Source organism: Nocardia fusca NBRC 14340 (assembly GCF_001618425.1).
GTDB lineage: Bacteria > Actinomycetota > Actinomycetes > Mycobacteriales > Mycobacteriaceae > Nocardia > Nocardia fusca.
The window spans coordinates 322,230-346,018 of record NZ_BDCU01000018.1 but is presented as its reverse complement, the minus strand read 5'-3'; the positions used below and the strand labels follow the sequence as shown (position 1 = coordinate 346,018).

24 protein-coding genes are annotated in these 23,789 nt (G+C 68.9%); 6 read left to right on the top strand and 18 right to left on the bottom strand.

Annotated elements, in window-relative coordinates; genetic code table 11:
- Positions 1 to 40 precede the first annotated feature (40 nt).
- The 6 genes from NF4_RS10900 to NF4_RS10875 are packed head-to-tail and all read right to left on the bottom strand — an operon-like array spanning position 41 to position 6,749.
- Complete coding sequence (locus NF4_RS10900) at positions 41 to 2,743, bottom strand: fumarate reductase/succinate dehydrogenase flavoprotein subunit (protein ID WP_063127149.1); 2,703 nt, start codon at positions 2,741 to 2,743, stop codon at positions 41 to 43.
- A complete protein-coding gene (locus NF4_RS10895; RefSeq protein WP_063127148.1) occupies positions 2,740 to 3,507 on the bottom strand; it encodes an ABC transporter ATP-binding protein in 768 nt (255 codons plus the stop codon). The genes NF4_RS10900 and NF4_RS10895 overlap by 4 nt, the downstream gene beginning before the upstream one ends.
- Positions 3,504 to 4,355, bottom strand: coding sequence for an ABC transporter permease (locus NF4_RS10890; RefSeq protein WP_063127147.1), 852 nt, complete (start codon positions 4,353 to 4,355; stop codon positions 3,504 to 3,506). The genes NF4_RS10895 and NF4_RS10890 overlap by 4 nt, the downstream gene beginning before the upstream one ends.
- Complete coding sequence (locus tag NF4_RS10885; protein ID WP_063127146.1) at positions 4,352 to 5,731, bottom strand: ABC transporter substrate-binding protein; 1,380 nt, start codon at positions 5,729 to 5,731, stop codon at positions 4,352 to 4,354. The genes NF4_RS10890 and NF4_RS10885 overlap by 4 nt, the downstream gene beginning before the upstream one ends.
- A 7-nt stretch (positions 5,732 to 5,738) precedes the next feature.
- The gene (locus NF4_RS10880; protein WP_033246130.1) at positions 5,739 to 5,966 is read right to left on the bottom strand and encodes a 4Fe-4S dicluster domain-containing protein; all 228 of its coding nucleotides are present in this window, start codon (positions 5,964 to 5,966) and stop codon (positions 5,739 to 5,741) included.
- On the bottom strand, positions 5,967 to 6,749 hold the full coding sequence (locus NF4_RS10875) for a GntR family transcriptional regulator (RefSeq protein ID WP_063127145.1): 783 nt from the start codon (positions 6,747 to 6,749) through the stop codon (positions 5,967 to 5,969).
- Positions 6,750 to 7,111: 362 nt separating this feature from the next.
- On the opposite strand from NF4_RS10875, the gene NF4_RS10870 reads away from it, so the two are divergent.
- Positions 7,112 to 7,978: an LLM class F420-dependent oxidoreductase gene (locus NF4_RS10870; protein ID WP_063127144.1), complete on the top strand. Its 867-nt coding sequence runs from the start codon at positions 7,112 to 7,114 to the stop codon at positions 7,976 to 7,978.
- Between the two features lie 21 nt (positions 7,979 to 7,999).
- Here the strand turns inward: NF4_RS10870 and NF4_RS10865 are convergent, their stop codons facing one another.
- The 5 genes from NF4_RS10865 to NF4_RS10845 form a co-directional block, all read right to left on the bottom strand.
- Positions 8,000 to 9,061, bottom strand: coding sequence for a glucosidase family protein (locus NF4_RS10865; RefSeq protein WP_063127143.1), 1,062 nt, complete (start codon positions 9,059 to 9,061; stop codon positions 8,000 to 8,002).
- Positions 9,048 to 9,779, bottom strand: coding sequence for a class I SAM-dependent methyltransferase (locus NF4_RS10860; protein WP_063127142.1), 732 nt, complete (start codon positions 9,777 to 9,779; stop codon positions 9,048 to 9,050). The genes NF4_RS10865 and NF4_RS10860 overlap by 14 nt, the downstream gene beginning before the upstream one ends.
- On the bottom strand, positions 9,773 to 11,035 hold the full coding sequence (locus NF4_RS10855) for a glycosyltransferase family 4 protein (RefSeq protein WP_063127141.1): 1,263 nt from the start codon (positions 11,033 to 11,035) through the stop codon (positions 9,773 to 9,775). The genes NF4_RS10860 and NF4_RS10855 overlap by 7 nt, the downstream gene beginning before the upstream one ends.
- Positions 11,035 to 11,910 carry a TIGR03619 family F420-dependent LLM class oxidoreductase gene (locus tag NF4_RS10850; RefSeq protein ID WP_063127140.1) on the bottom strand — a complete coding sequence of 292 codons (876 nt, stop codon included), beginning with the start codon at positions 11,908 to 11,910 and terminating at the stop codon, positions 11,035 to 11,037. Before NF4_RS10850 ends, NF4_RS10855 begins: the two co-directional genes overlap by 1 nt.
- 70 nt (positions 11,911 to 11,980) lie before the next feature.
- Entirely contained in the window at positions 11,981 to 12,382 is a 402-nt protein-coding gene (locus NF4_RS10845) for a carboxymuconolactone decarboxylase family protein (protein ID WP_063127139.1), read from the bottom strand.
- Between the two features lie 377 nt (positions 12,383 to 12,759).
- Between NF4_RS10845 and NF4_RS10840 the strand changes: the two genes are divergently transcribed.
- The 4 genes from NF4_RS10840 to NF4_RS10825 all read left to right on the top strand — a co-directional run bounded on the left by NF4_RS10840 (position 12,760) and on the right by NF4_RS10825 (position 16,529).
- Positions 12,760 to 12,960: a ferredoxin gene (locus tag NF4_RS10840; RefSeq protein ID WP_030519976.1), complete on the top strand. Its 201-nt coding sequence runs from the start codon at positions 12,760 to 12,762 to the stop codon at positions 12,958 to 12,960.
- A 118-nt stretch (positions 12,961 to 13,078) separates the two neighbouring features.
- Positions 13,079 to 13,630, top strand: coding sequence for a nuclear transport factor 2-like protein (locus NF4_RS10835; protein WP_063127138.1), 552 nt, complete (start codon positions 13,079 to 13,081; stop codon positions 13,628 to 13,630).
- A gap of 5 nt (positions 13,631 to 13,635) precedes the next feature.
- A complete protein-coding gene (locus tag NF4_RS10830) occupies positions 13,636 to 14,886 on the top strand; it encodes a hypothetical protein (RefSeq protein ID WP_063127386.1) in 1,251 nt (416 codons plus the stop codon).
- A gap of 41 nt (positions 14,887 to 14,927) precedes the next feature.
- Positions 14,928 to 16,529 carry an acyl-CoA synthetase gene (locus tag NF4_RS10825; protein ID WP_063127137.1) on the top strand — a complete coding sequence of 534 codons (1,602 nt, stop codon included), beginning with the start codon at positions 14,928 to 14,930 and terminating at the stop codon, positions 16,527 to 16,529.
- A gap of 292 nt (positions 16,530 to 16,821) precedes the next feature.
- Here NF4_RS10825 and NF4_RS10820 read toward each other — a convergent pair whose 3' ends face one another.
- Complete coding sequence (locus NF4_RS10820; RefSeq protein WP_157120155.1) at positions 16,822 to 17,481, bottom strand: class I SAM-dependent methyltransferase; 660 nt, start codon at positions 17,479 to 17,481, stop codon at positions 16,822 to 16,824.
- A 186-nt stretch (positions 17,482 to 17,667) separates the two neighbouring features.
- Between NF4_RS10820 and NF4_RS10815 the strand changes: the two genes are divergently transcribed.
- Positions 17,668 to 18,246: a TetR/AcrR family transcriptional regulator gene (locus tag NF4_RS10815; protein ID WP_063127136.1), complete on the top strand. Its 579-nt coding sequence runs from the start codon at positions 17,668 to 17,670 to the stop codon at positions 18,244 to 18,246.
- A 36-nt stretch (positions 18,247 to 18,282) separates the two neighbouring features.
- Here the strand turns inward: NF4_RS10815 and NF4_RS10810 are convergent, their stop codons facing one another.
- From NF4_RS10810 to NF4_RS10785, 6 genes are all read right to left on the bottom strand, one after another.
- Positions 18,283 to 18,846: a TetR/AcrR family transcriptional regulator gene (locus NF4_RS10810; protein ID WP_063127135.1), complete on the bottom strand. Its 564-nt coding sequence runs from the start codon at positions 18,844 to 18,846 to the stop codon at positions 18,283 to 18,285.
- 165 nt (positions 18,847 to 19,011) lie between these two features.
- Entirely contained in the window at positions 19,012 to 20,253 is a 1,242-nt protein-coding gene (gene mshC / locus NF4_RS10805) for a cysteine--1-D-myo-inosityl 2-amino-2-deoxy-alpha-D-glucopyranoside ligase (protein WP_063127134.1), read from the bottom strand.
- Positions 20,254 to 20,418: 165 nt separating this feature from the next.
- Positions 20,419 to 21,225, bottom strand: coding sequence for an SCO1664 family protein (locus NF4_RS10800; RefSeq protein WP_063127133.1), 807 nt, complete (start codon positions 21,223 to 21,225; stop codon positions 20,419 to 20,421).
- Complete coding sequence (locus NF4_RS10795; protein WP_030519989.1) at positions 21,222 to 21,806, bottom strand: DUF3090 domain-containing protein; 585 nt, start codon at positions 21,804 to 21,806, stop codon at positions 21,222 to 21,224. The genes NF4_RS10800 and NF4_RS10795 overlap by 4 nt, the downstream gene beginning before the upstream one ends.
- Before the next feature lie 123 nt (positions 21,807 to 21,929).
- Positions 21,930 to 22,631 carry a histidine phosphatase family protein gene (locus NF4_RS10790; protein ID WP_063127132.1) on the bottom strand — a complete coding sequence of 234 codons (702 nt, stop codon included), beginning with the start codon at positions 22,629 to 22,631 and terminating at the stop codon, positions 21,930 to 21,932.
- Between the two features lie 136 nt (positions 22,632 to 22,767).
- The gene (locus NF4_RS10785) at positions 22,768 to 23,703 is read right to left on the bottom strand and encodes an undecaprenyl-diphosphate phosphatase (RefSeq protein WP_063127131.1); all 936 of its coding nucleotides are present in this window, start codon (positions 23,701 to 23,703) and stop codon (positions 22,768 to 22,770) included.
- Between the last annotated feature and the right edge of the window lie 86 nt (positions 23,704 to 23,789).

The following is a 23,789-nucleotide window of genomic DNA, read 5'->3' as shown; positions in this document are numbered from 1 at the left end:
GGCCCGCGCCGAGTCGAGAGGGGGCGCGGGCCGGCCGGTTTCAGTTCGTCACGGCGCGGCGGGCGTAGGCGCGGACATCGGCGTCCGGATCGTCGACGGCGTGGCGGAGCAGGTCCCGGGCCGGTTCGTGGCCGGGCCACGAGGCCAGGGCGAGTACCGCGGCCTTGCGCACATCCAGGTGCGGGTCGGTGAGCGCGGCGGCCAGTTCGGGGACGGCCGGGCCGGGTTCGGCGCCGGCGAGCCCTCTGGCCGCCCCCACCCGTACCTGCCAGGCGGTATCCCGCAATGCCCCGGCGCAGGACGCGATATCGGATTCGGTGGCGCCGATATCGGCGAAGGCGGCCAGAGCCGCCGCCCGGACCAGCGGGTCACGATCGGTCACCAGCCCGCGGATGGTGTCCGCGCCGCCGGTGCCGATGGTGGCAAGGCCCTGCGCAGCCGCGATCCGCACCTCACGGTTGGCGTCGGCGGCCGCGGCGGCCAGCGCATCGTATTCGTCGAGGGAGACCAGCGCCCGCACCGCGGCGATCCGCACCCGGTGGTCGGGGTCGGCCAGTGCCGCCCGGTAGTCGGCGGCCGCACCGGCGCGCGCCGCGCGCAGCAGGTCGAGAACCACCGCCCGCACGACCGGATCGGGCGACGTCAACCGTTCGGCGAGACCGTCGGCGGACGGCAGCACCTCCACCAGTTCACGCAGCGCGGCCGCGGCCGCGGCCCGCACCGGCGCCGCACCGTCGTCGAGCGCGCCGACCAGCAGCGCCGCGAAACCGTCCGGGGTGTTCTCGGTGAGTGCCGCGATCGCGGCGACCCGGACCCGTTCGTCGGTATCGGACAGGTAGGCCGACAGTTGCCCGGCGGTGGGCGCGTCCAGCGCCAGCAGCGCGAGCAACCGGGGTGAGGCGACCGCAGCCGGCTCCGGGACCGCGGCCCGGGATGTCGGGGCCGCGACGCTCGGGGCGCGGCGGTGACCGACGAGTTCGGGCTGCTCGACCGGCACCGGTTCGCCCTGGGACGGGAGATCGTCCAGCCCGGGCACGGGCACCAGATACGGGGCGACCGGCCGTTTGAGGAACTCCATGGTGCCGTCGGCGGCCTTGCGCAGGTTCAGGTGGTAGCGCCAGGCATCGTCGTCGCGTTCCGGGAGGTCGGCACGTTCGTGGTAGAGGCCCCAGCGGGATTCGGTCCGGGTCAGCGAACTGCGGGCGGCCATTTCCGCGCAATCACGGATGAACGACACTTCGGCGGCCCGCATGAGTTCGTGCGGGGTGCGGGCGCCCATCTCGGCGAGATCGCCGCGCATCCGTTCGAAGGTTTCCACCGCCAGCGACAGTTTCGCGGCGGTTTTCGGCGGCGCCACATAGTCGTTGACGAACCGGCGCAGTTTGTATTCGACCTGCGGTTGCGGTGGGCCGTCGGGATGCCGCAGCGGCCGGTACACCAGTTCGTGCGCGGCGGCGATCTGATCGGCGGGCAGCGCGGCGGGCGCCGCGGTCTCGGCCAGGGTGGCGGCGGCGTGCGCGCCGGCGAGTTCGCCGAACACGAACGCCCCGATCATGTAGTTGTGTGGCACACACGCCAGATCACCGGCCGCGTACAGGCCGGGCACCGTGGTGCGGGCGTTCTCGTCCACCCAGACCCCGGAGGCGGAATGCCCACCGCACAATCCGATTTCGGAGATGTGCATCTCGATATCGTGGGTGCGGTAGTCGTGGCCGCGGTTGGCGTGGAAGGTGCCGCGGGTGGGGCGTTCGGTGGTGTGCAGGATGTCCTCGAGCGCGGTCAGCGTCTCGTCGGGCAGATGCGACACCTTCAGGTAGATGGGTCCGCGCGCGGAGTCGATCTCCCGTTTGACCTCGGCGATCATCTGCCCCGACCAGTAGTCGGAATCGACGAACCGCTCCCCCTGCGCATTGACCTGGTATCCGCCGAACGGGTTGGCGACATAGGCGCAGGCGGGACCGTTGTAGTCCTTGATCAGCGGATTGATCTGAAAGCATTCGATACCGCTGAGCTCGGCGCCCGCGTGATAGGCCATCGAATAGCCGTCCCCGGCGTTGGTGGGATTCTCGTACGTGCCGTACAGGTAGCCCGAGGCCGGGAGCCCCAGCCGACCGCACGGGCCCGTCGCGAGGATCACGGCTTTCGCCCCGACCGTGACGAACTCACCGGTACGCGTGTTCAGTGCCGCCGCCCCGACCGCCCGGCCGCCGTCGGTGAGCACCCGTACCGGCATCAGCCGGTTCTCGATCCGGATCTTCTCCCGCATCTTCCGTTGCCGCAGCACTCGGTAGAGGGCCTTCTTCACATCCTTGCCCTCGGGCATCGGCAGCACGTAGGAGCCCGAGCGATGCACCCGACGGACCGCGTACTCGCCGTATTCGTCCTTCTCGAATTTGACGCCGTACTTCTCCAGCCGCTGCACCATGGCGAACCCGCGGGTCGCGGTCTGGTACACGGTGCGCTGGTCGACGATGCCGTCGTTGGCGCGAGTGATCTCGGCGACGTAGTCCTCAGGTTCGGCCTTCCCGGGGATGACGGCATTGTTGACGCCGTCCATACCCATGGCCAGCGCACCGGAATGCCGGACGTGCGCTTTCTCCAGCAGCAGGACGTTCGCGCCCTGTTCGGCGGCGGTGAGCGCGGCCATGGTTCCGGCCGTACCGCCGCCGATGACCAGCACATCGCAGTCCAAGCGCACGGTGTCGGCGAGATCCGGCGCCGCGAGCAGGGTGGGTGCGGTCACGACAGGGCCTCCACGAGTCGGCCGCGCTGCGGCTGCCGATCGGCGGCCGCGCGCGGATTCGGCACATCGATCAGGGCGCGCAGCGGTTTCCCGGCACGGCCCAGCACGGCGATCCGGTCGCCGAGCAGCAACGCCTCGTCCACATCGTGGGTGACGAAGACGATGGTGGTGGGATGGGTGCGCCAGGTCTCGATCAGCAGCCGCTGCATGGTGGCACGGGTCTGGGTGTCCAGGGCACCGAACGGTTCGTCCATCATCACCGCGCGCGGGGCGCCGGCGAGGCCACGGGCGAGTTGGACGCGTTGCCGCATACCCCCGGACAGGCTCTTGGGCAGAAAATCGGCGAACCCGGTGAGGCCGACCTCCTCGATCCAGCGGTCGGCCGCGGCGCGGCGCCCCGCCTTCGGTTCGCCCCGTAACCGCAGCGCCAATTCGATATTGGCGCGCACACTGCGCCACGGCAGCAGGGCGTTGTCCTGGAACACCACCGCGCGGTCACGGGAGGTGGTGGTGACGGGTTCGCCGTCGGCGAGGACACGGCCGGAATCCGGCGGCAGTAGCCCGGCCAGAGCGCGCAGGACCGTGGACTTCCCGCAGCCGGACGGCCCGGTGAGTACGAGGATCTCGCCGGGCCGCACGTCCAGCGACAACCGGTCGATCACCGGGTCGCCGGTGTAGGACAGCGAGATCTCGTCGAGCCGCAGACTCATGCCCGGTGCGCCGGTACCGGACGCGGGGGTTTCGCTGGTGAGGGTGATGGTCATCGGTTGTTCTCCTCTCCCCGCGGCAGCCAGCGGGTGACCCGGCGGCCGAGGAGTTCGATCGCCGCGGAGGTACCGAAACCGAGGACGCCGATGGTGACGATCCCGACGAAGACACCCGGATAGTCGACGATGGTGTAGGCCTGCCAGGTGCGGTAGCCGACACCGAGGCGGCCGGAGATCATCTCCGCGGACACCAGGCAGATCCAGGCCACCCCGATCCCGACCGACAGTCCGCCGAAGATCCCCGGCAGCGCCCCGGGGAACACCACCCGAAGCAGCACATCCCACCGGTTGCCGCCGAGCGTGCGTACCGAGTCCTCCCACAGGGTGGGTAGCGCACGGACCGCGTGGCGGGTGCTGACCATGATCGGGAAGTAGGCGGCCAGGCCGGTGATGAACACGATGCCGGCTTCGTCGTCGGGGAACAGCAGGATGGCGATCGGGACGACCGCGATGGCCGGGACGGGCCGGGCCAGTTCGGTGAGCGGGCCCAGGATTCCGGCGAACAGGCGGGACCGGCCCAGCGCGATACCGCTGGTCACGCCGAGCACGGTGGCGATACCGAATCCGGTGAGGATGCGGATCAGGGATTGCGCCAGATCCAGGTAGTAGACATCGGTGCCGAGTTGGCGACCGAACGCGGTGAGCACCTCGGTCACCGAGGGCAGGGTGTCGAAGCGTAGCCACAACCGGATATCGGCGGTGGTCAGGACCTGCCAGAGCAGGATAGCGGCCAGCACGGAACCGACCCGCAGCAGCCGGCCCGGCCACACCGTGCGCCCGGGGCGGCGCGACGGCGCGGGCGCCGCGACCGCCGGGGCGGGAGTGAGGGTGGTGGCCGCGGTCATGACCGGACCTCGGCGACGGCTTGGTCGTAGGTCACCGGGACGGCGGTGGGATGGGCCTGGCGGTGGCGAAGCGCTGCCGCCTGTGTGGTGAAGGGCAGGAAGGTGTTTCCGTCGCGCAGCCAGACCGCCTTGTCCGCGAACCAGCGGGTGCCGAGCTCGGTGTCGACGATATAGGCGGCACGAACCGTCGATCCCGCGGCACGGGCGGCCGCGACGGCGCGCAGCAGTTCGGTGGGATTTCCGGCGGGGCGCGTGGTGTCCTGGCCGTCGAGCCACAGTTCGGTACCGGAACCGGCGGTGTGGTTGGCGGTGTCGGCGAGCGCCTTCTCATAGTCCTGGCCGCGGGCGGCGAAGGCCGCGCGCAGGCGCTGGTCGTCGACGAAGCCGTCGATATCGAGGTCGGCGAAATCGCCGATCGACTTCAGGTACCGCACATCGTCTTTGAAGGCCGAGATCAGGCTCGGTTTCAGGGTGGTGTCGAAGGAGGTGCCGCCCGGGCCGTTGTAGAGATACACGACCTCCTGCGGCAGATCCGAATCCTCGGCCACGATCCGCGCCGCCTCCAGCGGCTGCTGCCACAGGAATTCCGTGGCGTCGAGCTGGGCCTGCAGGAAGGCATCCACCACCTCGGGATGGTCGGCGGTGTAGTGCTCGCGGGCGACCACGCCGTGGAAGGTCGGCACATTCAGTTCGGCGCCGTCGTAGAGCAGTTTCGCCTTGTCCTGGAACACCAGCAGCCCCGGCCACGCAACGAACTGGGACAGAGCGGCTACCTGGCCCGATTCCAGCGCCGAGGCACCCACCTGCGGCTGCTGGTTCAGCACCTCCACACCGGCCACCGGATCGACCCCGGCGCGGGTGAGGGCCTGCACCAGGGTGCCGTGGCCGGCGGAACCGACACTGGCCGACACCTTCTTCCCGGCCAGCTCATCGACTCCGGTCAGCGGCGAGTCCGGCGGTACGACCACCATGTTCAGCGCGCCCTTGGGGTTGTAGCCGGTGACGGACAGGAATTCGGTGCGGGACCGTTCCCCGGCCTGGGTGCGGGATCCGTTGATCAGCAGCGGATAGTCGCCCATGGAGCCGATATCGATTTTCTCGGCCACCATCTGGGCGGTGATCGGGGCGCCGGTGTCGTAGTCCTGCCATTCGACCTTGTAGACGGGGCCGCCGTTGTCGGTGATCTGCCGCAACCGCTGCTCCAGATACCCCTGGGCGCGCAGCAGGGTCCCCGCGGTGACGGTGTTGATGGTTTTGGACTGATAGCCGACGACGACGGTGACGGTATCGCCGGCCGCGGCTTCTTCCAGCGAGCACCCGGTGAGGGCCAGCGCCGCGGTGGCGGCCAGGACGGCCAGGCGTTTCAGAGTGGGCATGAGAGGTCTACCTCAGGAGATACGGCATGTTGACAGTGACGGCGCCGGTGGGACAGCGGGCGGCGCAGGGCCCGCAGTACCAGCATTCGTCGACGTGCATGAAGGCTTTCCCGTTGTCGGGGTTGATGGCCAGGGAGTCGAGCGGGCAGATCTCGACACACAGCGTGCAGCCTTCGATGCACAGGGATTCGTCGATGGTCACGGGGATATCGGTGCGCTGGTTCGCCAATGCCATCTAGAGGACCTTCCATTCGGGGATGCCGCGGGAGAGGCTGCCGCGCAGCGTGATCCGATCGCCGCGCATCCGGACGTATTCCAGGTCGACGGGGGTTCCGTCGTCGAGCCGGGTGAGACGTTCGAGCATGAGCAGCGGTGCTCCGTCGGGGACGTCGAGGGTGGCGGCGGTGTGCCGGTCGGCGGGTATCGCCTCCACAGTGAGGTCGGCCGAGCCCAGGGACCGGCCGCTGAGCTGTTCGAGCAGCACGAAGACATCGGTGTGCGCGAGATCGTGGTCGAGGACGCGCACACCGATCTCGGGAGCGAGGTAGGTGAGATCCAGGCTCAGCGGCTGCTCACCGAGATACCGCAACCGCTCCAGATAGACGACCTGCTCGCCGGGAGCCACCCCGAGCCGCCGGGCCACCGTCGGCGGCGCGGTGATGAGCTGTCCGGCCCGCACCTCGTTGCGGACGGTGCCGCGACCCTCCAAGGTTTCCTGCAGGCCCAGCAGCGCGTCCAGCCCGTGGTCGTATTTGCGGGCGGCCACCCGGGTGCCCACGCGCGGCGCGCGGTCGATCAGGCCTTCGTCGCGCAGCAACGCGAGAGCGTCGCGGATGGTGTTCCGGGAGGTGTCGTGCTCGGTGGCCAGCTGCTGTTCGCTGGGCAGGGTATCGCCCAGGGTGCCGGCGTGGATCTGGTGACGAAGGATATCGGCAATGCGCCGGGCCTGGTCGGCCCGTAGCCGACGGACACCGGCCGTACCGCCTGCCCGCTCGGTGTTCGTATCGCTGACCTGCATGAACGCTGACGATAGCGGCGTTTCGGGACAGTTCCGGCCGGCCCGCGAGCCGCGGCCGGACGACCCGAGGCAATTCGCCGGGCGCCGACGGACACGACCAGCGCGGATCCCGGCGGATATCGCTATTGCGCCACCCGCTCGGAGGTCGGCGGGGTTGGGATCAGGCCGATTCGAATGATCGACCGCGAGGCTCGGAACCGTCACCGAGGGCGCCCCGGCGACGAACCGAACACGTGCCGGAACGTGTGGTATCGGGCCGGAAACATCCCGCGACCCGCCCGCCACGGCTTGACTTGGAGCGCTCTCCAGGTCGTAGCGTGTGCTCGACGGATAATCCACCACGGCAAGGGGAGACGAATCCGATGGAACTCGGGTTGCACATTCCGATCTTCGAGATCGACGGCGGTACCGGCGCCATCGCCGGCGAACTGGCCCTCGTCGGCGCGGCAGCGGAGGCGGCCGGGGCGACCTGGCTGTCGTTCATGGACCATTTCTTCCAGATCGAACCGACCGGGCTGCCCGCCGAGGCGAACATGCTGGAGGGCTACACCAGCCTCGGGTACATGGCCGCGCACACCTCCACGCTCGAACTCGGTCTGCTGGTGACCGGTGTGACCTACCGGCACCCCGGGCTGCTGGCCAAGATCGTCAGCACCCTCGATGTGCTCTCCGGCGGCCGCGCCGCGCTCGGTATCGGGGCCGCCTGGTTCGACCGCGAACACCATGGGCTCGGTGTGCCGTATCCACCGGTCGGGGAACGGTTCGACCGGCTGGAGGAAACGCTGCGGATCTGTGCGCAGATGTGGGACCCGCAGAACAACGGGCCGTTCGAGGGCAAGCACTATCAGCTGGCGGAAACACTGTGTTCGCCGCAGCCGCTGCACCGGCCCACCGTGCTGATCGGCGGCGGCGGGGAGAAGCGCACACTGCGGCTGGTGGCCCGCTACGGCGACGCCTGCAATCTGTTCGCCTCGAGCACCGAGGAAGTCGCGCACAAACTCGATGTGCTGCGCCGCCACTGCGACGATCTGGGCACCGATTACGACCGGATCCGCAAAACCGTGCTGGCGGGCAGCCCGGACCCCACCGCGCACGACGACTTCGTCCGCCAGATGGCGGGTTACGCCGAGCTCGGCGTGCACACCGCGATCGTCATGCCGCCCGGCGGCTCCCCGGCCGGATGGGTGGACACCTTCGCCCCGGCGGTGCCGAAGCTCGCCGAACTCTGAGCGGCCGCGCCGTCCCGGACGTCAGCCGGTGACCCGCACGGGCACCGCCCGCCCCGGGACGGCATCGGCGGCGAGATCACGGAAGATCCCGTTGCCGGCACTCGCCCGGGACAGGGCATCCGCGGCCAGGATCACCGCGGCGCCGGTCCAGGTGGTGCGTTCCACCGGCCATCGTTTCCCGTCCGCGTACACCAGCCCGGTCCAGTAGGAGCCGTCGGTCTCCCGGAGATGCTGGATGCTGGCCAGCAGGCCGAGCGCGCGGTCGCGGTCACCCAGGGCGTCGAGGGACAGGACGAGTTCACAGGTTTCGGCGCCGGTGACCCAGGGCCGGTCGCTGACACAGCGGATACCGATATTGCCGACCACGAAGGTGTCCCAGCGTTCGGCGATACGCTCGTATCCGGCCCGTCCACGCAGCGCCCCGCCCAGCACCGGGTAGTACCAGTCCATCGAATAGCGGTCCTTGCGGGTGAAGACCCCCGGGTGATGGCGCAGCGCGGTGCCGAGCCGGTCGCGGGCGGTCTCCCACTCCGGGCGGGGGTCGCCGAGCCGGCGCGCGAGCGCCAGGGCGGCACCGATGCTGTGGTACATACTGGCCGAACCGGTCACCAGCGCCTCCGGCAGGATCTTGTCGCCGTCGCGCAGCCAGTAGATCTCACCGTGCTCACCCTGGCTCGCGACGACCAGGTCGATCGCGGCGGCCACCACCGGCCACAGATCGGCCGCGAACGCGGTGTCGCCGGTGACCGCGAGGTAGTGCCAGACACCGGTGGCGAGATAGGCGCAGAAGTTCACATCGGTGGCCGGGTCCTCGATCTCGCCGGCACGGAACTGCCTGGGCCACGACCCGTCGGGACGCTGGGTGCGCGCCGACCAGGTGTAGGCGGCGACGGCTTCGTCGCGCAGCCCCGCGACGGTGAGCGCCATCGCCGATTCGATGTGATCCCAGGGGTCGGTGTGCCCGCCCGGGAACCACGGAATAGCGCCGTCCGGTTCCTGCGCGGCGGCGATGGACTGCGCGGTCTGCAGGATCTGGCGGCGGGTGAGAACCGAAGGGACCGAGGGGAGTTCACCCGCCGGCACGGGTCACCGCCGGCTTGCTGAAGTACAGCGCCACGCTCTTGCCGATCAGTGGGTCGAGCAGCCGCTCCGCTGTCCGGGTCAGTGCCGGTTGTTTCATCATGTCCCAGACCAGCATCCGATGGTAGGCACGCACCAGCGGATGCTCGGTCTTGTGTACGCCCACCGCGCATTTGATCCACCAGTACGGCGAGTGCAGGGCGTGGACATGGGTGCGGTGGGTGTGCCGCAGGCCGCGCGCGGTGATCTTGTCCCGCAGCTCGTCCGCCTTGTAGATGCGGATATGCCCGCCCTCGTTCGCGTGGTACTCGTCCGACAGCGCCCAGCACACCCGCTCGGGCAGCCACCGCGGCACGGTCACCACCAGCTGCCCGCCCGGGCGCAGTACCCGCACGAGTTCGGCGATGGCGGCGTCGTCGGCGGGGACGTGCTCCAGGATCTCCGAGGCGATGACGACATCGAACTCTCCGGCGCCGTAGGGCAGGTCGAGAGCGTCACCGTGGACGGCCTCGGCCTTCGCCCCGGCGGGCGCCTCCCCGGCCTGGGCCATGGCCTCGAACATGGTGGCGACCCCGGCGAGTTCGGGGGCGTCCTGGTCGAAGGCCACGACATCGGCGCCGCGGCGGTAGGCCTCGAACGAATGCCGGCCGGCGCCGCAGCCCACATCGATGACCCGGGCGCCCGGACCGATCCCGGCGCGGTCGAAGTCGACGGTCAGCACGAGGCGCCTCCTGTGATGAATTCTGCCGATCCGGTGTGCCGGGCGATGGCCCGCTCGTACACCTGCACGGTCTGTGCGGCCACCGATTCCCAGCTGAACACCGAGACGGCGCGGTCCCGGGCGGCGGCCTGCATCCGCTGCCGGGTCTGCGGGGAATCCAGCAGCTGCCCGATCACCCGGGCCAGTTCGGCGGAATCGCCGGGTTCGGTGAGTTCGGCGCAGACGCCCGGTTCGCCGACGACCTCCGGGAGCGCACCGGTGCGGCTGACCACCAGCGGGGTCCCCGACGCCATGGCCTCCACCGCGGGCAGCGAGAAGCCTTCGTAGAGGGACGGGATGCAGGCGATCTCCGCCGACGCCAGGACCTCGGCGAGTTCGGTATCGGTGAGCCCGGCGCGGACCGTGACGATATCGGAGAGGCCGAGTTCGGCGATCTGCTTCTCGGTGGGCCCGTTGGGCTCCAGTTTCGCCACCAGCTGTAGTTCCACCCGGTGGGTGATCCGCAGCCGGGTCAGCGCCTGCAGCAGATGCGTGATGCCTTTGAGGGGTTTGTCGGCGCTGGCGACGGCGACGATCCGGCCCGGCACCCGGGGACCGCGCGGCGCGAACAGTTCGGTGTCCACACCGAGCGGCACGACATTGAGCTGCCCGGGATCGACACCGAAATCGTCGGCGATATCGGTGGCCGACGACGAGGAGACGGTGAGCAGATCGGGGATCCGCCGGGCGATGCGCTCCTGCATACCCAGAAAGCCGTACCAGCGGCGCACCAGCGGTTTGCGCCGCCAGATTGCTGCCGCCAGGTCCACTTCGCGGTCCTTGGTGATGGGATGGTGCACGGTGGCGACCAGCGGCAGCCGTTTCGCGATATCGAGCAGCCCATTGCCGAGACACTGGTTGTCGTGCACGACATCGAAATCGTGGACCCGTCCGCGCAGCAGGCGGGCCGCGCGCAGGCTGAAGGTGCGCGGTTCCGGGAAACCGGCGGTCCACATGGTGGCCAGTTCCAGCAGATCGATCCGGTCCCGGATCTCACGGGGGTGCGGCGTGCGGAACGGGTCGTCGTCGCGATAGAGGTCCAGGCTGGGCACCTCGGTCAGGGTTACGCGCGGATCCAGGTCGGCGGGATAGGGCTGACCGGAGAAGACCTCCACGTCGTGGCCGAGTTCGGCCAGTCCGGCGCTGAGGCGGCGCACGTAGACCCCCTGCCCACCGCAATGAGGCTTGCTGCGGTAGGACAACAGGGCTATCCGCACTAGCTGTCCTCGCCCGTCTCGGTGATCGAATTCATGCTCCGCAGTGTGCCAGCCAACCGTTCGAGATAGGCACGCACCTCCGGTTCGCCCTTGTCCGGCAAGCCGTACAGCACATCGGTGACACCGTCGGCGGCCCAGGACGCCAGACGGTCGGCGTCGGGTTTGAAATCCAGGGCCACCACCCGGGGCGCACCCTCGCGGCCGGCGTCGGCCCACGCCTTCTTCAGCGTCGCCAGACTGCCGGAGATATCGTTCTCCCCCGGGGTGGTGATCCAGCCGTCGGCGTGTTTCGCGATCCAGGCGCAGGTCCGTTCGGTACCGGCCGCGCCGATCAGGACGGGAACGGTGCGGTCGACCGGTTTGGGCCAGGCCCAGCTGGGCCCGAACCGCACGAAGTCGCCGTCGTAGGCGGCCTCGTCCTCACGCCACAGCGCCCGCATGGCCTCCAGGTATTCCCGCAGGGCCGTGCGCCGTTTGTTGCCGGGTATACCGTGATCGGCCAGCTCGTCGGTGTTCCAGCCGAAGCCCGCGCCCAGGGTGACCCGGCCGCCGGAGAGGTGGTCGAGTGAGGCGATGGTTTTGGCGAGGGTGATCGGATCGTGTTCAACCGGCAGCGCGACCGCGGTGGCCAGTTCGATCCGTTCGGTGACCGCGGCGGCGGTGGCGAGTGCCACCCACGGGTCGAGAGTGCGCATATAGCGGTCGTCGGGCAGCGACGCGTCGCCGGTCTGGGGGTGCGCGGCTTCGCGTTTCACCGGGATATGGGTGTGTTCGGGGACGTAGAAGGAGGAGAATTCGTGGTCCTCGGCGGCCCGGGCCGCGGCGGCGGGGGTGATCCCGCGGTCACTGGTGAACAGAACGATGCCGAAACGCATACTCGTGTGCCTTGTCTGTGGTGGGGCCGGCGGGCCGTGGCGCGTCCCGGCGGGTGGAAGATCGTGGTCGTCAGCGACCGTTCTCGGCGGCTTTCTTCGCCTTCTTGGCGTGCTGGTCGAGCTGGGCGCCGATCACATGGTCCAGTGAGGTGCCGGCCGGCCAGCCCACGTAGTGGCAGAGGAACAGCGCGATCTCCCGCAGCTGGGTTTCGTCGAGTTCCTCGTTCTGCAGGGCGGCGCCGATCTGGATACCGGCGACATCGAACAGGCCCTGGGCGGTGAGCGCCCCGAGCAGCAGCAGCCTGCGGTCACGCAGGGTGAGGCCGGGGCGGGACCAGATATCGGCGAACAGGTGGTCGGCGGTGACGGCGAAATGGTCGCCGGGGCCGTCCTTGAATTCCCATCCGTAGACCTCCGCCATCTTGGCCAGCCCGCGTTCACGCACGGTGGACTCGGGGGTGGGGTCGCTCATGGCTGCTCCTTCTCCGCCGGATCCGCTCCGCCGGAAGTGTCTGGACAGGTGTACGGAATATAATTCGGACGCTCACCACCACGCAAGAACATGTTCTCGTTCGTGCCGCCGGAAACCGTCAGGACAGCATGTCCCGCGACATTCGCGAATCACCTCGGCGCCCGGCGCCGATTCTGGGAAAATCGCTGAATCGTTGTCGGGCACACCTGTCGATGGTAGCGTCCAGACACATGTCCAGCTATGTGTCTTCCCGAGGGGCCGACCGGCCGTCGCCCGGGAGGAACTCGTTCTCGGACCGGGCAGGTTCCGACCCGGGAGCGCCACGCCCCGCCCCCGTGAAACCGCCCCGCACACTCCACGCCGAGGGAGCACACATCATGAAAATCGTGGCCGATCTGGACCTGTGCCAGGGACACGCCGTCTGCGCCGCCGAAGCACCGGACGTCTTCTCCGTACCCAAGCGCGGCCAGGTGGAGATCCTCGACCCGAACCCGGGCCCCGAACTGAAAGCCGACGTCGACAATGCCGTCCGCTACTGCCCCACCCAGGCCCTGCTGCTCGTCGCCGACACGGACTGAGCGCAGCCGGGCCCGGAGGCTCCGGCGCGCCGTGACCACGCAGACCCCGCTCGTTCCCGATGACCACTGCGACCGACCGTTCCACCCCCGACAGGTTCTTTTCGAAAGGGACATATCCATGACAGGTTTCGACCGCGCCGAACTCGACGAGATGGTGCGCCGCTGGGTGGCGGAGAACGAACGATGTGAGAAGCTCGGCGACTGGAAGCCGCTCGCCGATATGTACACCGCCGACGCCACCTACGGCTGGAACTACGGCCCCAAAGACGAATTCATGGCCGTCGGCCGCGACGAGATCCGCGATCTCGCGCTCGGCCAGGAGATGGAGGGCCTGGAGGGCTGGCAGTACCCCTACCAGCAGTTCGTCATCGACGAGCGCAGCGGCGATGTGATCGGCTTCTGGAAACAGGTCTACGACACCACACCGCGCGCCGACGGCAGCAAGTACACGGTGAACGGGATCGGCGGCAGCTGGTTCCGCTACGGCGGCGACTACCAGTGGTCGTGGCAACGTGACTTCTTCGACTACGGCAATGTCTCCGCGCTGTTCCTGGAGATGATGACCGATAAGGCGATGTCGGACGGGATGAACGCGCGGATCGCCAAGGCCACCTCCGGCCGGCTGCCGGGGTGGTACCGGATCGGCACCGCGCCGGCCTCCCTCTGGTGACCCCGATGTCCGTACCCACCAGCAGGTTCCACGAGCTGACCCGGGAGCAACTGGCCGTCCTGGTGCCCGAACTGCTGCTGTGCGGCCAGCTGATCGACCGGTCCGGGATGGCGCACTGCATCTCCGCGTTCGGCCGGGAAGGAATGGCCGAGGTCGCGATCGAGGAATGGCAGCTGTCCAGCCCGGTCTATACCCGGCGGATGCAGCGGGCACTCGGTTACACCGGCGACGACGTGGTCACCATCTTCAAGGGACTACAGCTCGATATCGGCGCGCCACCGCAGTTCATGGACTTCCGGTTCCGCGTCGACGATGCCCGCCACGGCGAGTTCTGGCTCGACCACTGCGGCGCCCTGGTCGACGTCGAACCGATGGGTCCCGACTATGTGACGGCCATGTGCCACGACATCGAGGATCCCACCTTCGACGCCACGGCACTGGCCACCAACAAGTACGCCCAGGTGCGGCCCATCCACCGCCCGCCGCGGGTCCCCGCCGACCGGCATCCCGTGTGCGCGTGGACGGTGATCATCGACGAATCGCACACCCCGCCGGAGGTGCCGCACAACGCGCCACTGGTGGCGGAGTCGGTGGCCGCGCAGCTGCCGCTGGCCGATATCGACCCGGGCGACGAGGGCCGCGCCGACTACAGCGGGCCGCTGCTCAGCGATCTACGGTTCGCCGACTTCTCGCATTCGGCCCTGGTCCGGATCGCCGAGGAGGTGTGCCTGCAGCAGCATCTGCTGGTGCTCGGGTTCATGATCGCGGTGCACGAACGCACCGACGACGCCGCCGCACTGGAGATCGGGCGCAAACAGTTCACCGGAATCGCCGGGGTGGCCTCGGAACGGATCCGCGCATGCCTCGGGCTGGGCACCGATCTGGACGCGCTCGCCCAGGTGTTGCGCGTACATCCGGCGCTGAATCCGCGGCACTACACCGATGTCGACGTCGAGCCCGGCATCGGTGTCCTGCGCATCCGGTTCCCCGCCGGCAGCGGCGCGCGCACCGACCGCGGCTGGTTGTCGATGATCGAGCCCGACCGGCTCGGTCCGCTGGACGCCCTGGTCCGCGGAGTCGACCCGCATCTGCGGAGCCGGGTCGTCGACGAGGGACCCGACGGCTGGACCGCCGAGATCTCGCGCGCCGACCAGCCGTTCGCCGAAGCGCCGGAGGTGGCGATCACCCGCTTCAGCACGGGCGTCGATTTCCGGTTCACCGACCGCGGTATCCCACTGCCCCTCACCGTTGTCTGACCCCTCCCGGCACCCAGTGCCCGGCCCACCGCAGGACTGATATGGCCAATAATTTCGCCGACCTGTTCGAACATTCGGTCGACGCCGTGCCCGACCGGATCGCGCTGATCGAAGAGGGTCGGCGCGTGACCTACCGTGAGCTGGAAGAACGCGCCAACCAGCTCGCCCACCACCTCGCGGCCCAGGGGGTCACCCGCGGCACGCATATCGGGTTCCAGATGCACAACAGCATCGATACGATGCAGACGCTGATCGCCTGCTTCAAACTGGCCGCTGTACCGGTCAACATCAATTTCCGGTACGGCCCCGAGGAACTCGCCTACCTCTACGACAACGCCGACCTCGAATATCTGGTGTACCACGCCTGCTACGGGGAGGCGGTCCGTGCCGCGGCGCAGCGGTCGCCGCGGCTGAAATATCTGCTGTGCGCGGCCGACGACCGCACTCCGGCCGACCCCGGTGTCGACTGCCTGGCCGAGGTCACCGCGGCCGCACCCACCACCCGGCCGGAGGTGGCGCGCACCGCCGACGATCTGTTCGTCATGTACACCGGCGGCACCACCGGTATGCCCAAGGGCGTGTTGTGGCGCCAGGAGGACATGTGGCGGGTCCTCGGCGGCGGAATCGACTTCTACAGCAACGAACCCGTCACCGACGAATACCACCAGTCCCGCACCGGCGCCGCGGGTGAACCCTCCACCTGGATGATTTTGCCGCCGCTCATGCATCTGGCGGCCATGATGCCGACCTTCATCGCGCTGTGGTCCGGTAACTGCGTGATCTTCGTACCCCGGTTCGATCCCGCCCACGTCTGGCGCACGGTGGCCGCCGAACGTCCCGGCGTCCTGGTCGTCACCGGTGACGCGATGGCCCGCCCGCTCATCGACGCCTACCGCGCCGACCCCGTGGACGCCACCGGGTTGTTCATGATCGCCTCGGGCGCCGCCCTGCTCACCCAGCCCACCAAGAACGCGCTGCTGGACCTGATTCCGAACCTGTTCGTCTCCGATTCCATCGGCTCCTCCGAAACCGGTTTCGGCGGTATCGGATTCGCGCAGCGCGACGAGGACCCGGCGCGGAAACCGCGGGTGTCGATCGGGCGCGGCGCGGCGGTCGTCGACGACGACGGACATCCGGTGGAACCGGGCGAAGAGGGCTGGCTGGCGAAGACCGGCGCGGTCCCGATCGGCTACTACAAAGATCCGGAGCGCACCGCGAAACTGTTCAAGGTCGTGGACGGGCAGCGCATCGTGGTCACCGACGACCGGGCGCGGCTGGAGGACGACGGCACCATCAGCCTGATCGGCCGCGGCAATATGGTGATCAACACCGGTGGGGAGAAGGTGTTCGCCGAAGAGGTCGAGGGCGTGGTGAAATCGCACGCCGATATCTACGACGCCACCGTGATCGGCGTGCCGCACGAACGCTGGGGCCAGCAGGTCGCCGTGGTCGTCAGCCTCACCGGGGAGGCGCTGGATCCCGTGGATCTACGCGCCCACGTCCGCGGCCACCTCGCCGGGTACAAGGTGCCCCGCGCGGTATGGATCACGGACACGATCGTGCGGTCCCCCAGCGGTAAACCCGATTACACCTGGGCCAGAAAGTACGCGGCGGAGCGTCCCCCCGATCACCGGACGGACTGACCGGCAGTGCGGCGCGGGCCGAGGCGGGACTCCGGTGGTAACGGCGCGGGAACCACGACGGTGGACAGAATCATGTGCGGCAGATACGCCGAAATCGCTCGGCCCGCCCGGCTACCGCCCGCCGTGTTCCGCAACGCACTGTCCTGATCCGCCGTCGGCGGGCGCCGTCCGGGGAGATCAATTCACTGGTCGGGGGAATTCTTCGGGTTGCCCGCGCTGGTCGACACCGACGCCGACGGTCCGTGGGCGTCTCCCGCGTCCGCTTCGCCGGGATCCGAGAGGCGGCCGACGGTCAGGGTCCCGGGCTGGGCTCGACTCGTTCCAGGATGCGCAACGAGCTGGTCGCCGATACCTCGCGGAATTCGCCGCTGTCGATCGCACGCCGGTAGATGCCGTAGGGGGCCTGGCCGCCGTCGGCCGGGTCGGGGAACACGTCGTGGATGGCCAGTCCGCCCCCGGGGATCACCCACTTGGCCCAGCCGCGGTAGTCACGGTCGGCGGCTTCTTCGGTGTGCCCGCCGTCGATGAACAGGAATTCGATCGGGGTCCGCCAGGTGGCGGCGACACGCGCGGAGGTGCCGACGATCGCGATGACGGTATCCGACAGGCCCGCGGTGTCGATGGTGTGCCGGAACCGGGGCAGGGTGTCGAACAGGCCGGTGACCGGGTCGACCAGGGAGGTGTCGTGGTACTCCCAGCCGGGCTGGTGTTCCTCGGAGCCGTGATGGTGGTCGACGGTGAACACCACCCCGCCCTGTGTACGGGCGGCGGCGCCGAGCAGGACTGCCGACTTCCCGCAGTAGGTGCCGATCTCGGTGATCACCCCGCCCCGGCAGTACTTCACGGCCGCGGCATGCAGCGCGCGCCCCTCCTCCTCCGGCATGAACCCGGTGGCCCGGCGGGCATGGTCGAACAGCTGTTCGTCGGTCAGCGGGGACGGCGGAACGGGCATCAAGCCTCCTTCGAAGCAGGTACAGACGGGCCGCGGAGGCCGAAGCGTCGGCGGAGGTCTCGCATCATCGGCGGTGGGAAGCTCTCTTCCGAAGAGCGGGACCACGGTGGTGACCGACATTACTTCACGGGCTGTGGGCTGGGCGGAAGTTGATCCGGCACTCGACCGACACTACTATCTAGACACATGTCCGAAGGCGATTCCAGAATTCTCGAGGCCACTCGGCGGCGCTTGAGCGGCAAGCAGGCGGACACCGTGGACAAACTCACCAGAGCCGCAATGGAAGTGCTGTCCCGCGAGGGCTTCGCCGGACTCACCATCCGCATGGTCGCCACCGCCGCGGGTGTGGGCACCGCGACCGCCTACACGTACTTTTCCTCGAAGGAGCATCTGGTCGCGGAAATCTTCTGGCGCCGGATCCGGTCCTCGCAGAGCCCGGTCAGCCACGACGCCGACCCCATCGTGCGGGTACTGGCCGAACTGCGCGGTATCGCCCTGCTGGTGGCCGACGAACAGGAACTGTCGGGGGCGGTGACCAGTGCGCTGCTGGGCCGCGATCCCGACGTGGAGCATCTGCGGACCCGGATCGGTATGGAGATCCGGCAGCGCATCACCCGGGCCCTGGCGCCCGAAGCCGACCCCGAAACCGTGGAATCGCTGGAGCTGCTGTATGCGGGGGCTCTGGTCCGCGCGGGCATGGGCTACGAGTCGTATGCCGATATCGCCGACCGGCTGGAAAAGGCGGCGCTGCTCGTCCTCAAATGACCTCGGCGGGCCGGAAACCGGGTACCGCGGCCCGCGCTAACCGCTCACGGCCGGACGGCGGACATGGGAGTAGACCAGCCGCGCGTACTCACCGAGGAGTTCGTCCAGGCACACCTGCTGACCGGCGGCCACCATCTGCTGGTAGCCGATCAGCAGGGCCATCCCGAGTTCGGTGTCGATGGCGGCGATCCGCTCGTCGCCCACCACACCCGTGATCGTTTTGCGCACGGTGCGGCGCCGGGATTCGTCGACCCGCTTGAGCGCCACCCCGACCGCTTCGTCATTGGCCGCCCAGGCCCGGATCGCCGCCTCCGCCCGGTGATGCAGGCCCAGCGTCAGATCCGACAGGGCCCGGATCGCCTCATCGGGTGTGGACGGGTCGAAATTCACGGTACGCAGGATCAGCACCTGCCGGTTCTCCCAATGGTCCAGCAGCGCATCCACATACGACTGCCAGCTCCCGAAATGGTGATAGAACGATCCGCTGGTCACCCCGAGTCGCCGGCACAGCACGCCGATGTTGAGGTGCCGGAAACCGAGCTCGGACAGAACCTCCAGGCCGGTGTCGAAGTAGTTGTCCTTACTGACGATACGAGACATGCGGCGCCGATCTCTTCGGTGAACGGGTGGGGATTTCGAGGATCGAACAGTACCCCATGCGCGACCCCGTCCGGCCGGGAGTGGTGAAAGGTCACCACCGGCGCGGCCGGTCCACCGTCGGACGAAAAATCGTGTGCCCGAAGCCGAGCGCTCGCCGTGCCCCGGTCAGCGCAGGCGTACGCCGAGCAGCGCGTCCACCGCCGCGGCGATATCCGCGCCCGCGGCCGGGTCGGCGCCACCGTATTCGAGCGTGTCGTGCGCCCAGGCGTCCAGGGCCGCGAGCGCGGCCGGTGTGTCCAGATCGTCGGCGAGATGGGTGCGCAGCCGGGCGACGGTATCGGCGGCCGGCGGCGCGGCGGCCACCGCCGTGGCCTGCCGCCACTGCCGCAGCCGCGTATCGGCCTCGGTGAGCACGCTGTCGGTCCACATTCGGTCCGCGCGATAGTGGCCGGCGAACAGACCCAGCCGGATCACCGCCGGATCCACGCCCCGGGCCCGCAGTTTCGACACCAGGACCAGATTGCCCTTGGACTTGGACATCTTCTCCCCGTCCAGCCCGATCATGCCGGTGTGCACGTAGTGGCGGGCGAAGCGACGGCCCGCGGCCAATGCCTCGCTGTGGGCGGCGGAGTATTCGTGATGAGGGTAGATGAGATCGCTGCCGCCGCCCTGGATATCGAATTCGGTACCCAGCCGGTTCACCGCGATCGCCGAGCATTCGATATGCCAGCCGGGCCGCCCCGGTCCGAACGGCGACGGCCACGACGGTTCCCCCGGGCGTTCGGCCCGCCACAGCAGGGCGTCCAGCGGATCATGCTTGCCCGGCCGGTCCGGGTCACCGCCGCGTTCGGCGAACAGGCGTTCCATGGTGGCGCGGTCGTAGCCCGATTCGTACCCGAACTGCTCGGTGGCGTCGGTACGGAAATAGATATCCGGGTACTGCTCGTCCTCGACGGTGTAGGCGGCACCGGAGGCCAGCAGCTTGCCGACCAGTTCGACGACCTCCTCCACCGATTCGATCGCGCCCACGTACTCCCGCGGCGGCAGTACCCGCAGCGCCGCCATGTCCTCGCGGAACAGTTCGATCTCGCCGGTGCCCAGGTCCCGCCAGTCCACCCCGTCCCGGTTCGCCCGCTCGAACAGCGGATCGTCGACATCGGTGACGTTCTGTACGTAGTGCACCTCGCGGCCGGCGTCGCGCAGCACCCGGTTCACCAGATCGAAGGTCAGATAGGTGGCGGCGTGACCGAGATGGGTGGCGTCGTACGGGGTGATCCCGCACACGTACATGGTGGCTGTATTGCCCGGGGTCACCGGGCGAATACAGGAATCGGCGGTGTCGTGCAACCGCAACGGTGGCCCTGTTCCGGGGACCGCGGGGATCGGGGTGTCGGACCAGGACTGCATACCTCCGAGAGTAGAGGTCGCGCCACGCTACGCCCCGCCCACCCCGCCGCGCGCGCCGCGACCATGATCGCCGGTGGCCCGTGGACCTGCGCGAACGCAGCCGCCGGGAGAAGACAACCGTTGGCTTCAGACAGAGCGAATCCGGCGCCGGCGCCGGTCACCGGGTCAGAAGGCGGGCCACGGAATGGGACGTGAAGTCTCGGGGAGGGGCAGCACCGGTTCGTCGAGCAGGCGCTTCGCCCGGCGCAACAGGGCATCGATCTCGGGGTCGGTGAGATGTTCGGCCAGGCGGTCGGCGAGCTCGCCGGGCAGGGTTTCGGCGAACGCGGCGATATCGGCGAGCAGATCCGCCGGTATCGGTTCCCCCGCCCATCCCCACAGCACCGTGCGCAGTTTGTTGTCCTGGTGCAGGCAGATCCCGTGGTCGACGCCGTACACCTCGCCGTCGGCGGATTCCAGAGCATGCCCACCTTTGCGGTCGGCGTTGTTCAACAGCACGTCCAGCACCGCCATCCGCCGCAACCGCGGATCGTCGGCATGCACCAGCGATACCTCGTCCCCGGCGCCGTCGTAGGCGCGCAGCACCTCCCGGAAACCCTCCGGCACCATCTCCGGCGGGCACAGATCGACCAGATCCAGCCGGGTACTGCTCGGTTCCCGCGGCTCCCGGGTGGTGATCCAGCGCTGGACCATTCCCGGACCGTAGGGCCCGTCCCGTAACACCGTTTCCGGAACCACCGTCCAGCCCAGCGCAGCGCAGATCAGATACGAGGCCACCTCGCGCCCGGCCAGGGTCCCGTCCGGGAAATCCCACAGCGGCTGCTCACCGCGGACCGGCTTGTACACCACCCGCAGATCGCCGTCGCCGGTGGCGAGATCACAGACCAGGGTCACATTGCTGGCGACCCCCACCCGGCCCAGCACCGTCAGTTCACCCGCGCGCAGCGCGTCCACGGTGCCGGGCACGGTCATTCCTCCAGATCGTTCGCGCCGAACAGTTCACCGCGCTTGTACCCGTTGGTGCGCACACACATGTGCCCGCGCGCCGACAACGGTTCGCCGCACAGCGGGCACGGCGGCCGCCCGGCCGCGATCACCCGGGTGGACCGCAGCGCGAATTCGCGTGCCTGATCGGGGGTGAGGAACACCCGGACCGCGTCCGGGCCCTCGTCGGTATCGTCGAGGACCACCGATTCGTCCACCTCGGTCTCGGTGATCGCCAGCAATTCGACGACAACCGCACCCGCGTCGGCATCCCAGCCCAACCCCATGGTGCCGACCCGGAACTCCGCATCGATCGGTGTGACCAGTGGCGCGTTGTCGTTGACCTGATCGGCCTGCGGCGGCACCTCGGCACCGAATCGCCGTGCCACCTCGTCGAGCAGCAGACCCATCCGGTCGGCGAGAACCTTCACCTGCTGCTTCTCCAGCAGCACACTCACCACCCGGGGTTCCTCCACCGCCTGCAGGTAGAACGCGCGATCGCCCGGCTCACCGACAGTTCCGGCGACGAAACGTTCGGGGGTGCGGAAAACATGGATTGCTCGTGACACATGCACCTCCTGATACGTGACCCTGTTCGGCTGCGGTACCCCGCTGCGCCGTATCCCGGCGCGGACGCCGATTCGCCCGATGCCGCCGAGAGGTGGCGCGTCCGCCGGTATCGGGCATACCCATTATCCGTCCTTCCTTCCTGCCCCGATCTCCCCACCGGGCACGGGTCCGGATGTGCCGGACTCGGCCTTCGGCGCGGGCGCCAGACCGGACAGGTCCGCACCGGTGTCGTTCATCCGCGTGACGAACGGCGCGGTGCGGGTGTAGCGGACAACGCTGAGCGAGGCGGGCTCGACCATGATCCGCTGGAATCCGTCGAGATGGATGCCGAGCGCGTCGGCGAGCACCGCCTTGATCACATCACCATGGGTGCACGCCACCCACAACTGGTCCCCCTCGTGCAGCTCGGCCAGGGCGCGATCGTGTTCGCGGATCGCGGACACCGCCCGCGCCTGCACCTGCGCCAGCCCCTCGCCGCCGGGGAACACCGCCGCCGAAGCGTGCCGCTGCACCACCTGCCACAGCGGCTCCTGCAGCAGGTCCTGGATCCGGCGACCGGTCCACTCGCCGTAGTCGACCTCGGCGAGGCGGTCGTCGACCACCGGTTCCAGGCCGAGTTCGGCCGCCAGCGGCGATACGGTGCGCTGGCAGCGCAGCAGCGGCGAGGTCACGATCCGCGAAATCGGCAGGCCGGCGAGCCGGTCTGCGACGGTCCGGGCCTGTTCGCCACCGCGGTCGGTGAGTTCCACACCGGGACTGCGGCCGGCGAGAGTGCCGCCGCTATTGGAGGTCGACACACCGTGTCGCAGCAGGATCACCGTCATGCGGCCAGCCTAATGGGCGCGGTCGGGCGGAGTTCATCGGCAAGTCCGCGCACCGGCGGAACGCCTCCGGGGCCCGGCCCGGCCGCACCCGCGGCGAACCCGGAATCGGCCGCCGCGGCAGCGTCGTCTCTCCCGGTCATGTGGCCGAAACGACCCCGCCCGCGAGCAGACCGATGATCACGACGCCGAGCACGATCCGGTAGCCGACGAACCAGTAGAACGAATGCTTCGCCACGAACCGCAGCAGCCACGCCACCGACGCGTAACCCACCACGAACGACACCAGGGTCGCCACGAGCAGCTGGGCGCCCGAGGCGTTGAGCCCCTCACCCGCGGGTTCGAAAGCGTCGGGGAGACTGAACAGTCCGGACGCGGTAACCGCCGGGATCGCCAGCAGGAACGAGAACCGCACCGCGGCCTCCCGTTTCAAACCGAGGAACAGGCCCGCGCTGGAGGTGGCACCCGACCGGGACACCCCGGGGATCAATGCCAGGCACTGGGCGAAGCCCATCACCAGCCCGTCACGGGTGGTGAGTTGTTCCAGCGGCCGCTGTTTCGGGCCGAAGTGTTCGGCCGCCGCGATCACCAGCGCGAAAACGATCAGCATGATCGCCACCAGCCACAGGTTCCGGGCGCCGGTGCGGATCTGATCCTTGAAAACCAGCCCCAGCACACCGATCGGTATGGTGGCGATGATCACATACCAGCCCATCCGGTAATCGAGTTGGCGCTGCGCCTCGGCATCGGGGTCGTAACCGACCGGACCGGACCCGGTGACCACCGGAAGTTTCGTGGTGACCATCTCGCTGACCGGCACATTCTCCCGGGACCGCGCGGTCAGTTTCTCGAACACCGTGGCGCACCACACCCGCACGATGCGCCAGATGTCCTTGGCGAAGAACAACAGCACCGCGGCCTCGGTACCGAGCTGGGTCACCGCGGTGAACGACGCGCCCGCGTCTTCCCCGAAGAACAACGAGGACACGATCCGTAGATGACCCGACGACGACACCGGCAGGAACTCCGTCAGACCCTGCACCAACCCGAGCACCAACGCCTGCACCCAGGTCATCGACTCGCCAACCACACATCCTCCTGTACAACGCCGAAAACCCGCTCCGCCTTCGGTCTTACGGCACCCCTGCCGCATCCGGGCAC